Here is an 11311-nt window from a genome sequence, read left to right as displayed (position 1 = left end):
GCCAGACGGTCACCCTGAAGTTCGCCGGGACCGAGGACGCCTCGCTCCAGACCAGCTTCGTGATCGACGACACCTCCATCCAGACCGGCTGAGCCGGTGATGCCGCACCAACACCCGTATGTCGTACGGGTGTTGGTGCGGTGCCCGGGGGCCGGTCGTATGCTGGCCGGATGATCAAGCCCCTTGAACTGGTGATATTCGACTGCGACGGCGTCCTGGTGGACAGCGAGGTGATCGCCGTCCGGGTGCTGGTGCGGCTGGGCGAGGAGTACGGCTGGCCGCTGACCGAGGCGGAGGCGGTCGAGCGGTTCGTCGGGCGCTCCGAGGCGGCCTGCCAGGCGCTGGTGGCCGAGCGGCTCGGCGAGGAGACCGCCACGGTGTGGGACCGGCGCTTCCGTGAACTGCACGCCGAGGCCGTGGACGCCGGGCTGACCCCGGTGGACGGCCTGCCCGAGGCGCTGGCCGCGATCACCCTGCCCACCTGCGTGGCCTCCAGCGGCACCCACGAGAAGATGCGCCACACCCTGGGCCGCACCGGCCTCCACGACCGCTTCGCCGGACGGATCTTCAGCGCCACCGAGGTCGGCCGCGGCAAGCCCGCGCCGGACCTCTTCCTGCACGCCGCGCGCTCGATGGGCGTCGACCCGGCCGCCTGCGTGGTGGTCGAGGACAGCCGGCCCGGCGTCGAGGCCGCCCGCGCCGCCGGGATGCGCTCGCTCGGCTACGCGGGCGGGATCACCCCGGCGGAACGGCTGGCCGGGCCGGGCACCGTGGTCTTCGACGACATGCGGGAGCTGCCCGGGCTGATCGCCGCGGGCGCGACCGCCCGGGGGTAGCGGCCCCCGCAATTCGTTTGCCGGGGCCGGTCCGCCGGTGGCAGGGTCGGGCTCCATGGCCTCCTCCCGCAAGCTGCACCCCGACGAGCTGGACATCGACGAGGCGCTGGTGCGCCGGATGGTCGCCGAGCACTTCCCGCAGTGGGCCGGGCTGCCGGTCGCGCCGGTGGAGCCGACCGGGACCAGCAACGCGATGTACCGGCTCGGCACCGAGCTGGTGGTGCGCGTCCCGCGCATCCCGGGGGTGGTCGAGGAGATCGCCAAGGAGGACCGCTGGCTGCGCAGCCTGGCCCCGCGGCTGCCGGTCCCGGTGCCGGTCCCGCTGGCCGTGGGCGGGCCGGTCGACGGCTGCCCCTGGCCGTGGTCGGTGCTGCGCTGGCTGGACGGCACCACCCCGGTCACCGGGCGGATCGCCGAGCCCGGGCTGCTGGCCGGGGACCTGGCGGGCTTCGTGACCGCCCTGCGCGGGATCGACCCGGCCGGCGCCCCCGCCGCCTACCGCAGCGAGTCGCTGGCCGACCGCGACGCCCGGACCAGGAAGGCGATCGCGGCCGTGCCGGACCTGGTCGACGCCCCCGCCGCGACCGCCGCCTGGGAGCACGCCCTGGCCGCCCCCGAGCCCACCGGCCCGCCGGTGTGGCTGCACGGCGACCTCCAGCCGGGCAACCTCCTGGTGTCCCCGGACGGCCGCCTCGGCGCCGTCATCGACTTCGGCTGCTCGGGCCTCGGCGAGCCGGCCGTCGATCTGATCCCCGCCTGGTACGTCCTGCCCGCCGCCGCCCGCGAGGCCTTCAGGGAGGCCGCCGCCCCCGACGCCGCCGCCTGGGACCGCGCCCGCGGCTGGGCCCTGTCCATCGCGCTGCTGGAGGTGGCCTACTACCGGGACAGCGACCCGAGGATGACCGCGATCGCCCGCCAGGTGATCGCCGAGGTCCTGGCCGAGCACGCGTAGCGGGCCGGGCCACTCGATCACGGGCACGCTCCGCCGGCCGGTCAACCGACTACCGGCCCGGCCCGGAGCCGCGAGTGTCGTCGCATGCGAACCGACCGGCTGGTGGCCGTCCTCCTCCTGCTGCAACGGCGCCAGCAGGTCACAGCGGCGGAGGTCGCCCAGGAACTGGAGGTCTCCGAGCGCACCGCCCGCCGCGACCTCGACGCCCTGGCCATGGCCGGGGTGCCCGTGTACTCCGTGCAGGGCCGAGGCGGCGGCTGGCGCCTCGTGGGCGGCGCCCGCACCGACCTGTCCGGGCTGACCGCGAGCGAGGCCCGCGCCCTGTTCCTGGTCGCCGGACCGGCCTCGGCCGCGACGCCGACCGTGAAAGCGGCTCTGCGCAAGCTCGTCCACGCCCTGCCGGAGCCCTTCCGGGTGCAGGCCGAGGCAGCGGCGGGGGCGTTGGTCACGGACCCGCGCCGATGGGGGTCGGACCGGATCGAGCACCGGCCGCCCCGCTTCCTCGACGAACTCCAGGACGCGGTGATCCGCGGCGTCCGGGTGCGGCTCGGCTATGTCGACCGCAACGGCGCCGAAACCGAGAGAACCCACCCGCTGGGCATCGTCGCCAAAGGCCCGTCGTGGTACCTCGTCTCCGGCACCGAGGCCGGTCGGCGGACCTTCCGGATCGACCGCGTGTCGGCCGCCGATCCGACCGGCGATCCCGTGCACCGACCCGAGGACTTCGACCTCGCCGAGAGCTGGCGCGAGATCGCCGACGAGGTCGACCGCAGGCGAACGCCCCTGGAGATCCAGGCGGTGTGCACGCCCCACGGGATAGGCATCCTCCGGATGGCGCTCGGAGCCCGGCTCGACGTGGGAGGTGCCACGACCGACGGCCGCATCGAGGTCGTGATCCGCGGCCACAACGAGTACCTGCTCGCCGGCGAACTCTCCGGGCTGGTCGAATGGCTGGAGGTGACCGGCCCTCCGGGTGTCCGGGACCACCTGGCCTCGATCGGCAACGCGTTCGTCGAACGATACGGCTGACCGCGCACCGGCAGACGCCCGGTCACGACGTCGGCGGGTCCGCCGGCCTGGCTCGCTGCGGGTGGATCGTCTCGTGCCGGACCAGCATCGCCACGCACTCGGCGATCTTCCGGGTGCGCGTCTCGGCCCGCTTGACGGCATTGACCCGGTTGATGAGGGCGAAGCGGTTGGTCCTGGTGAGCACCTCGAACATCGCCTGCGCCGCTGGGTCTGCGGCGATCGCTGCCAGCAGGTCGGCCGGCACCTCCGCTTCCGACGGCGGCGCATAGGCGGCCGTCCACCGCCCGTCGGCCTTCGCGGCGTCCACCGCGGCGCGGCCGGCGGGCAGCATCAGGCCGGCCGCCTCCAACCGGGCCACGTTGGCGACGTTGCGTCGGGACCAGACGCTGCGGGGCCGGCGCGGGGTGAACCGCCTCCAGGAGCTCTCCTCGTCGCGTTTGCGGGCCTGCCCGTCGATCCAGCCGAAGCACAGTCCCTCGTCGACCGCCTGCTGCCAGGTCAGCGTGGTGACGGAGCCGCCCTTCCTGGTCAGGGCGAGCCACACGCCAGGAGAGGCGGTGTGGTTGTCCAGCAGCCACGCGCGCAGTGCCGCGCTGTCAGCCACGATCAACTCATCCAGTTCGGTTCCGGTCACCACCGCAGGCTAGTACCGCAACCGCACTCGCTGGAGCGCCGCCTCCCGGGTACGGGGACGAGCGGCCTCGACCTGCCGCTCGGCGGTCCCGGGCGTGGCTGCCAAGAGCTGTTGCGGTTGCCGTACTGACCAGGACAGTGGTGACAGTGCCGGGCGGGCTCGTGTGCGAGCACGCGAGCCCGCCCCAGGCCAAAGCTCCGGCGGCCTGGGGCACCGGTCACCCCGCCGCCCGCGCAGGAAGTCGGGCCGGCCGACTTCCTGCGCGGAACGGGGGAATCTCCCGGTCCTTCGTGCCGTGCGGGAGCCGGAAACGGGTGAGAACCGGCGGGCCCGCCCACACTCACTGTTTCCGTTGTCCCGTCGCCGCTTCGGCTGGGCCGAAGCGGCGACGGAATTTGCCCGCAGCACCTTTCTGCGTGGGAAGTCGGCCCCATCGACTTCCTGCGCAGACGGTGGACGGGCTGCTGCAAGGCCGCACACGGAACCGACCCTCATCATCGGTGGCGGTCACCGCGGGAACGGCCACCGCTGCCCTCGGGGTGACCTGCGTGGGAAGTCGGCGGGTCCGACTTCTGGCGCTGGGTGGTGGTTTGGGTGCGGCAGTGGGTGAGGGCGTAGGTGATGCGGGGGTCGGGGTTGGGGGTGGTGGCGAGGAGTTCGCCGGCGGTGGTGAGGGTGGTCCAGTACCGGGCGGGGTTGCCGGTGCGGGGGAGGGGGTGGGTGGTGGTGAGGGAGAGGTAGGCGGTGGTGAGGTTGCCGGTGGTGAACCAGCGATTGAGGCCGTGGTGGTGGCCGGGGCGGAGGCTGCCGTGGGCCTCGATGGCGGTGAGGAGGAGTTCGACGATGGCGAGTTCGGTGGGGGTGAGGGACTTGGGGACGTCGAAGACGCCGAGGGCTTCGAGGACTTCGCCGGTGTCGGCTTCGGTGCCGGGGCGGGGGTTGGTGAGGAGGGCGTCGTGGCATTCGGTGAGGCGGCGGGTGGTTTCGGCGAGGGGGATGGTGAGGGCGAGGCAGACCGCGCGGGCGGAGGGCAGCGGCTTGCCGGAGCGCTTGGCGAGGAGGGCGTAGGTGGCGGCGGGGGTGTGGCCGCGGGTGAGGGCGTGGCGGGCGACGGTGGTGAGGTTCATCGGGGGGCTTTCAGGCGGTGGCGGGGGCGATGATGGCCCAGACGAACTTGCCGATGCCGCAGGGGCGGGAGGTGCAGCCCCAGCGCTCGGCGAGTTCGTCGACGAGGCGGAGCCCGCGCCCGTGCTCGTCGTCGGGGGTGGGGGTTCGGAGGGCGGGGAGGGCGGTGTCGGCGTCGTGGACTTCGAGGCGCAGGAGGGAGTCGGCGAGGTCGAAGCGGATCTCGATGCGCCGGTCGTCGGGCGTGTCGGAGTGCTGGACGGCGTTGGCGAAGAGCTCGCTCAGGAGGAGTTCGGCGGTGTCGCGATAGTCCTCCCCGGAGGGCAGGCCGGAGAGGTAGGCCCGGAGCAAGTAGCGGGCGAGGGGCGCGGATTCGGCTCGCGAATCGAGACGCGCGACGAACATGCGGGGGCCGCGGAAAGTGAGCATGGGGGAGCACCTTGAAGGCGAAAGGAGAGGGGGCCGGCCGCACCACTGCTGGTGATCGACCGATGACGAACAGTCAACAGACTTGCCCTGTGGTCGGCTATGGTCGAGGCGAGCCAGGACGTTGAAACCCTTGAAACCCATCCGCAAGGGGGAACTGTCGTGCGAACCGACCGTGCACCGAACCTCAAGCTAGCCTCGCTCATGACCGAAGCCGCCTGGGGGAACGGCGAGTTGGCACGGGCCGTCAACCGGACCGGCACCGAGACCGGGCAGCGGCTCAAGTACGACGCCTCGGCGGTCTCCCACTGGCTCGGCGGCACCTCGCCCTCCACGAGGGCCCTGCCGGTGGTCCTGGAGACGCTGGCGCGGAGGCTCAGGCGGCCGATCAGCGCCTTCGAGGCCGGATTCCGTGAGATGCCTACCGCCGCCGACCAGTCGACGGATACCGTGTCAGGGCTGATCGACCTGGGGAGTCTCGACATGGACCCATCCCGGCGCGGAGTCCTCACGGCAGGCCTGTATTCGGTGGCCCTCACCATTCCGGGCTGGCCCGATCTGATGGGCCGCTTCGAGAGACTGCGAACCGACCCGCATCTGCGGATCGGCATGGCGGAGGTTCAGGCGGTCGCAGCGATGACCGGGCGGATCAGCGAGCTGGACGATCAGTTCGGCGGCCGGATGGCGCGCCCGATGGCTGCCTCGTTCCTGGTCAACACGATCGTCCCGTACCTGCGGGCGGACGCCGGCGAGGAAGTCCACAAGGCGATGCTGTCAGCCGCCGCCGACCACTGCTACCTGACCGGCTACATGGCCGTGGACGAACGCCACGATGCGCTGGCCCAGCGGTACTACCTGAAGGCCCTGGAACTGGCCGGGCACGCGGGTGACCACCTCACGTACTGCACCACCCTGCGCGGCATGAGCGTCCAGGCCATCGACCTCGGCCACGGCAGCACCGCCCTGCGGCTCGCGGACGCAGCCTCGTCCGCCTCCCCGCAGGCAGGCCCCCGCATGAGAGCCTTCCTCGCCGGCCAACAGGCCCATGCCCTCGCCCAGACCGGGGACAAGACCGGAGCCCTCGCCATGCTGCGCGCGACCGAAGTCGCCATGGAGCAGGCCGAGTCCAAGACCAAGGCTCACGGCTCCTACGACCCCGCCACGCTGTCGTACCACATCGCCCAGGTCAACTACGAGTTCGGCGACCGCAATGGTGCGATCCGCGCGCTCCAGCACTCCGCGAAGATCAGACCCGCGGTCTATCGCCGGGCCCGCGTGCGCCACCGCTCGATGCTCGCCGAATGGCAGCTCGAAGCCGGTCGGCTGGAGGAGGCCGTCCAGAACTGGCACCTGGCCCTGGACGACTACCCGGCGATCCAGTCCGGCCGGGCCGACGACCGCTTCCGCTCGATGATCGCCGCGACCCGGCCGCACCGCCGCAACCCCCACGTGCGCGGACTCCTCGAACGCGCCCGCCCCATGGCGGGCGGACGGCGGTTCGCGAGCGCCCCGGGCTCCGCCTCATCCGGGAGGCCGTGACATGACCGGCGATGAACCGGGCGTGCCCGTGCAGCAGGCCGCGCTCGCTCTCCTTGGTGAGGACTGCTCGGGGGTCTGGATCAGCCACTACGAGTTCTTCAGCAGCAGCCGGGAGAACACGTACACCGGACTGCATCACGTCGTGCTGTCCCAGAGCGGGAACCGGATCACCGGCCGGTCCCTCCCCGGCGCGTCGTCCAATCCTGATTCACCGCTGTCGTTCGACCTGACCGTCGACCGGAACGTCGTGACGGGCTCGTGGGTGGAGCAGACCGCGCAGGCCGGCTACTACCAGGGGGCCAGGTACCACGGCGCTCTTCAGCTGCTGGTCGATCCCACCGGGCGCCGCATGACCGGCAAGTGGGTCGGCTTCGGCAAGGAGTTCGAGGTCAACACCGGGCCCTGGGAGCTGCGCCTGTTGGACAGGTCCACGGCTGACGATGTCCTGAGCCGCTACAGTCTGCCGCCGGAGGCGTAGCGCCTCACCACACTCCGCCGTGTACGTCCATTCGATCAAGGCACTCATGCTCACTCGGCGCGGCCTGGCCGACGCGGACCCCCGTACAGCCCGTGCCCTGGCCTTACGAGCCTTAACCCTGCTTGATGGTGACGGTCTTTCACGACAGTCCCGTCGAGAGTTGGAGTTGCGCACTACGGGTCTTCGGGTAGGCGGCTACAGCGACAACCGATCCAGCAGCGAAGGGCAGCCATGACGGACGACAAGCAGGCGAGGGGCACCGCGAGCTACCTGTTCGAAGCGGGCATGCTCAAGCGGGCGAAGCGCCAGGGCTGGTGGATCGCCGGCGTCAAGGATCCCGAGTCGGTCGCGGAGCACTCGTTCCGGACGGGCATCATCGGTGCGGTGCTCGCGATGATGGAGGGTGCCGACCCGGCCAAGGTCGCCCTGCTGTGCCTCTTCCATGACACCCAGGAGACCCGGGTCGGCGACATCCCGCACATCAGCCGGCGCTACCTCACCGCCGCGTCGAACGAGCGGGTGACCGCCGACCAGGTCAGCGCCGCTCACCCGGCCGTCGTTGCCGGACTCCAGGCCCTGGTGGAGGAGTACGAGAACGCCGCGAACTTGGAAGTCACCGTCGCCCACGACGCGGACAAGCTGGAGTGCCTGATCCAGGCCGTGGAGTACCGCGAGCAGGGCTACCAGAACGTCCAGCCGTGGATTGACAGCAGTCTCGGCAGTCTCAAGACCGAGTCGGCCCACGCCCTCGCCGAGGCCGCGCTGACCATGACGTCCCTGGAGTGGCAGAAGGTCTATCTTGCGTGACGCTGCCGACATCCGCTGGTTCCGCTCGTGACCGATGATCAGGCATCGGCCCTGCGTCAGCAGATTTCGGTGCTTGACAGCGCTGCCTGACGAATCGTCAACGCATGTCGTCCGACGGGCGGATCTTCCGCGAAGCGGTGGATCGCCGGTGTGTCGAAGCACTGCCCGGGCGAGCCGAAAGCAGGCTATGTCGCCGACCGGACCGATCTGCCGTCCTGGCAGCAGGAGACCGATGCGGACATCTTCGACGCGATCGAGCGCGCCCGTCCTTGAGTTGAGTAGCGTGCTCCGCTCCGCGCCCCTGCTGGTGGCGGGGGCATGGAACTCGCTCTCCGATCTCGACTTCTGCGGCGAGCAGTCGCCGGACGGGTTGTCGCACGCTGCGTTGTTCACCGGCTCTTGCGGAACGGGCCGGGCTCGTGTGTTCGCACACGAGCCCGGTCGGAACGGGGGTTTCGGCGGCCCCGGCCACTACTGGCCGGGGCCGCCGGGCGCGGTGATGTGCGTGAGAAGTCGGCGGGGCCGACTTTCCATGCAGGGGGTGGGGCGCACTTCATTCGAGGTTCTGGGCTTCACGCTCGAACGGTTCACACTCTTCGTAGTCGATGTGCTACTTTCCGCATCGTCAACAGAACACAGGAGACCCCGGCGGTGCTGGAACACCCCGGGGTCGGGCACCAGGAGTACAGCCTCCAGATGCGGATTCATCGTAGCGCGCAGACGCGCGCGTTCACCGTCCTTCCGAACGGCCTGTTGCAGGACCGTCGGCTCTCCTACACCGCCCGCGGACTGCTCGCCGACCTCCTCTCGCGCCCCGACGGGCGCCGTGAGGACGGGCGGCAGATGGCGGACAGCAGCCCGCAGGGGCGCGGTGCCGTCCGACGGGCACTCAAAGAACTGAAGGACGCCGGGTACTACCGGGTCGACACGGTCCGGATGCCCGACGGGACGCTCCGTTCCGAGGCCCACGTCTTCGACACCCCGCAGCCCAAACCGGCTGTCCACCCCCCGGACTTCGGCGCAGGGGGCACCGGCCGCCCTGTCACCCCTCCCGTAAAGGACCCGGGGAAAGAAACCACCCTCCCGGATGAACAGTGTGAACCGGATGGACCGGATGAACGGGGTGAACCTGATGAACAGACCAGGTCCGCCGTGGCCGTGCTGTTCCGGGTGATCCGGTCCGAACCCCGCCTGCGCCTCGGCGACGCCGAGGCCCGGGCACTGGCACCACTCGTCACCCGCTGGCTGCAACGAGGATGCGGCGAAGCCGAGTTGGCCCACGCCCTGCTCCCCGGACTGCCCCGGCCGATGCACTCCCCCGCCGCGATCCTCCGGGACCGCCTGCAACGCAAACTGCCACCGGAACGGCCGGCCGCGCAGCCCCCACCGGCCCCGTACGCCGAATGCGGCCGCTGCCACGACCCGGTACCCCGCCCCGGCATCTGCCGCGCCTGCGCGGGCCTCGGCACGAGAACCGTCGCCGTCGGCACCGGCGCGACCGCCACCTCCGGCGGCGTCGCCCGGGCCCGCGCGGCCCTGCGCGCACGGCTCGGCCCGCCGGCCGCCGCGACCACATAGTGCCGCGCCGGGCAGCGTCGGCCCTGTGGACGACCACGCGTGGGCGGCTGTCGGTGGCGTGTTTGTTCCGCCGGATGATGTAGCGGCGGATCATGATGCCCTGCTCATTGTGGTCGGCGTGGTCGGCGTGGTCGGTGCCGTCGAGGGCGAAGTAGGCGATCCGCGGTCGGGGTCCTGTGCCGGCCGCCGCGTTCGGCCCGCTGTCGGCCGGGGTGGGGTCGGAGCTCGAGCGGCCCGCAAGGCGGCAGGCGGGTGTTGCGTTGAGGCTGGGCGCCCGACGGGACCTGGGCTGGGTGGCCCGTCCGCTGTCCGCTCCTCAGCCGTTTGGAGCACGTACGAATGTCGATGGATGCTCCGCCTGCGAACATCAGGGATGTTGGCTGCGGAGTGGCCGACAATCCGACCGAAAGAGGTGCGCAATGGCAGACAAGGACACCACCCAGTTCACCGCCGACCGGACGCTGGCGAACATCGATGAACTGGACGCGTCAAAGCTGAATCCAGTGGTGCGACAGGTCCTCGCGGACTTGAAGAACCGGCCCGAACAACTGGCGGCGATCAGTCACATCAAGGTGTCGTTCAGCCTGTCGATGTGACGGACAGTGATGACATCTGTCGACAGCACACGGGGTGAGGAAGTCGTCCCGGGCCCGTCCACCGGCACTACCGAGCCCGGGACGCCTTCCTCGACCTTCATCATCAAGATCGCCGGTGCCTGCAACCTGAACTGCACCTACTGCTATGTCTACAACCTCGGCGACACCACGTACGAGTCGCGCCCGAAGGTGATGAGCAAGGCCGTCGCCGGCGCGGCGCTGGATCGGATCTTCGAGTACGCCCGTAGCAACGATCTGCCCTACGTCGGGCTGGCACTGCACGGGGGCGAGCCGACCCTGGTCGGCAAGCGCTGGATGGCGTGGTTCCTGGACGAGGTGGCCCGCAGGGCGAGCGGCGGCCCGCTGGCGACGCTGTCCGTGCAGACGAACGGCACCGAGCTGGACGGGGGCTGGCTGGACATCTTCGCCGAGCACAAGGTGTCGATCGGGATCAGCATTGACGGGCCCGAGGCCTGGCACGATCAATTTCGAGTGAACCACGCGGGCCGTGGCTCCTACCGGAAGGTGCGCCAGGCCATCGAGCTTCTGGCCGCCGACCCCCGGGGGCTGCCGTGGGGGACGCTGACGGTCGCCAATCCGGACTACCCGGGCACCCGGATCTTCTCCCACCTGGCAGAGCTGGGTGTGCGGAACATGGACTTCCTCTGGCCCGACCATCATCACGACATGAGGCCACCGTGGCCGGCCGGGGCGCTCAGCCGCTACTACATCGAGCTGTTCGACGCCTGGCTCGATGCGATGAACCCGGACATCAAGATCCGCTGGTTCGCCACGGTCATCGAAATGCTGCTCGGGTCCACCCCCCGGATCGACGCCATCGGTCTGCAGTCCATCGCCGAGGTGGTGGTGGAGGCGGACGGCAGTCTGGAGCCCCTCGACGTGCTCCGCGTCTGTAGCAACGGCATGACGCAGATGGGCCTGAACGTCACCCGGAACAGCATCGACGAGTTGCGTTCGACCAGGCTCTTCAGCCAGGGGCTGCGCAGCGCGGAACTCCTGCCGGCGGACTGCCTGGAGTGCCCGGTGCTGAACGTCTGTGGCGGCGGCTACCTGCCGCACCGATGGGGGAACGGGCGTGGATTCCGCAATCCCAGCGTCCACAGCGGGGAGCTGCGGCGCACCATCGAGCACATTCGTGACCGGGTGGCGGCGGAGTTCGCCGCCGCGTCCGCACGCGACTGACCGACGACGGCCCGGCGGGTCGGCGTCGACGTCGCCGACCCGGGTGTCCGGGGCGGGGTGGTCCATCGGGGTGCCTGAGCTTCCCCACCGTTCGCTCCCCGTGCGGGG

12 protein-coding genes and 1 pseudogene are annotated in these 11311 nt (G+C 70.9%); 10 read left to right on the top strand and 3 right to left on the bottom strand.

What is annotated here, in order from left to right:
• The first annotated feature begins 170 nt into the window (after positions 1-170).
• From ACZ7C5_RS32125 to ACZ7C5_RS32115, 3 genes are all read left to right on the top strand, one after another.
• A complete protein-coding gene (locus ACZ7C5_RS32125; protein WP_401079459.1) occupies positions 171-836 on the top strand; it encodes an HAD family hydrolase in 666 nt (221 codons plus the stop codon).
• A gap of 55 nt (positions 837-891) precedes the next feature.
• The gene (locus ACZ7C5_RS32120; protein ID WP_470324032.1) at positions 892-1788 is read left to right on the top strand and encodes an aminoglycoside phosphotransferase family protein; all 897 of its coding nucleotides are present in this window, start codon (positions 892-894) and stop codon (positions 1786-1788) included.
• A gap of 84 nt (positions 1789-1872) precedes the next feature.
• Positions 1873-2817, top strand: a complete 945-nt coding sequence (locus tag ACZ7C5_RS32115; protein WP_401079463.1) for a helix-turn-helix transcriptional regulator — start codon at positions 1873-1875, stop codon at positions 2815-2817.
• 22 nt (positions 2818-2839) lie between these two features.
• On the opposite strand, the gene ACZ7C5_RS32110 is transcribed toward ACZ7C5_RS32115, so the two are convergent.
• The 3 genes from ACZ7C5_RS32110 to ACZ7C5_RS32100 form a co-directional block, all read right to left on the bottom strand.
• Entirely contained in the window at positions 2840-3454 is a 615-nt protein-coding gene (locus tag ACZ7C5_RS32110; RefSeq protein ID WP_470324031.1) for a YdeI/OmpD-associated family protein, read from the bottom strand.
• A 491-nt stretch (positions 3455-3945) separates the two neighbouring features.
• Positions 3946-4578 carry a hypothetical protein gene (locus ACZ7C5_RS32105; RefSeq protein WP_401079467.1) on the bottom strand — a complete coding sequence of 211 codons (633 nt, stop codon included), beginning with the start codon at positions 4576-4578 and terminating at the stop codon, positions 3946-3948.
• Between the two features lie 10 nt (positions 4579-4588).
• Positions 4589-5005: an ATP-binding protein gene (locus tag ACZ7C5_RS32100; protein WP_401079469.1), complete on the bottom strand. Its 417-nt coding sequence runs from the start codon at positions 5003-5005 to the stop codon at positions 4589-4591.
• 201 nt (positions 5006-5206) lie between these two features.
• On the opposite strand from ACZ7C5_RS32100, the gene ACZ7C5_RS32095 reads away from it, so the two are divergent.
• The 7 genes and pseudogenes from ACZ7C5_RS32095 (at position 5207) to ACZ7C5_RS32065 (ending at position 11203) form a co-directional block, all read left to right on the top strand.
• The gene (locus tag ACZ7C5_RS32095; RefSeq protein ID WP_401079471.1) at positions 5207-6541 is read left to right on the top strand and encodes a tetratricopeptide repeat protein; all 1335 of its coding nucleotides are present in this window, start codon (positions 5207-5209) and stop codon (positions 6539-6541) included.
• Positions 6531-7019: pseudogene (locus ACZ7C5_RS32090) on the top strand (XRE family transcriptional regulator); the annotation flags it as partial. The gene ACZ7C5_RS32095 and the pseudogene ACZ7C5_RS32090, both read left to right, overlap by 11 nt.
• A gap of 231 nt (positions 7020-7250) precedes the next feature.
• Positions 7251-7826 carry an HD domain-containing protein gene (locus tag ACZ7C5_RS32085; RefSeq protein WP_188297297.1) on the top strand — a complete coding sequence of 192 codons (576 nt, stop codon included), beginning with the start codon at positions 7251-7253 and terminating at the stop codon, positions 7824-7826.
• Between the two features lie 150 nt (positions 7827-7976).
• Positions 7977-8099 carry a hypothetical protein gene (locus tag ACZ7C5_RS32080; protein WP_262987037.1) on the top strand — a complete coding sequence of 41 codons (123 nt, stop codon included), beginning with the start codon at positions 7977-7979 and terminating at the stop codon, positions 8097-8099.
• A gap of 378 nt (positions 8100-8477) precedes the next feature.
• The gene (locus ACZ7C5_RS32075; RefSeq protein WP_470324030.1) at positions 8478-9404 is read left to right on the top strand and encodes a hypothetical protein; all 927 of its coding nucleotides are present in this window, start codon (positions 8478-8480) and stop codon (positions 9402-9404) included.
• 419 nt (positions 9405-9823) lie between these two features.
• Complete coding sequence (locus ACZ7C5_RS32070) at positions 9824-10000, top strand: hypothetical protein (RefSeq protein ID WP_401079475.1); 177 nt, start codon at positions 9824-9826, stop codon at positions 9998-10000.
• A gap of 9 nt (positions 10001-10009) precedes the next feature.
• Positions 10010-11203: a radical SAM protein gene (locus ACZ7C5_RS32065; protein WP_470324029.1), complete on the top strand. Its 1194-nt coding sequence runs from the start codon at positions 10010-10012 to the stop codon at positions 11201-11203.
• Positions 11204-11311: the final 108 nt, after the last annotated feature.

The organism is Kitasatospora sp. NPDC036993 (assembly GCF_055607525.1).
This window is presented reverse-complemented; position numbering and strand designations above follow the sequence as displayed.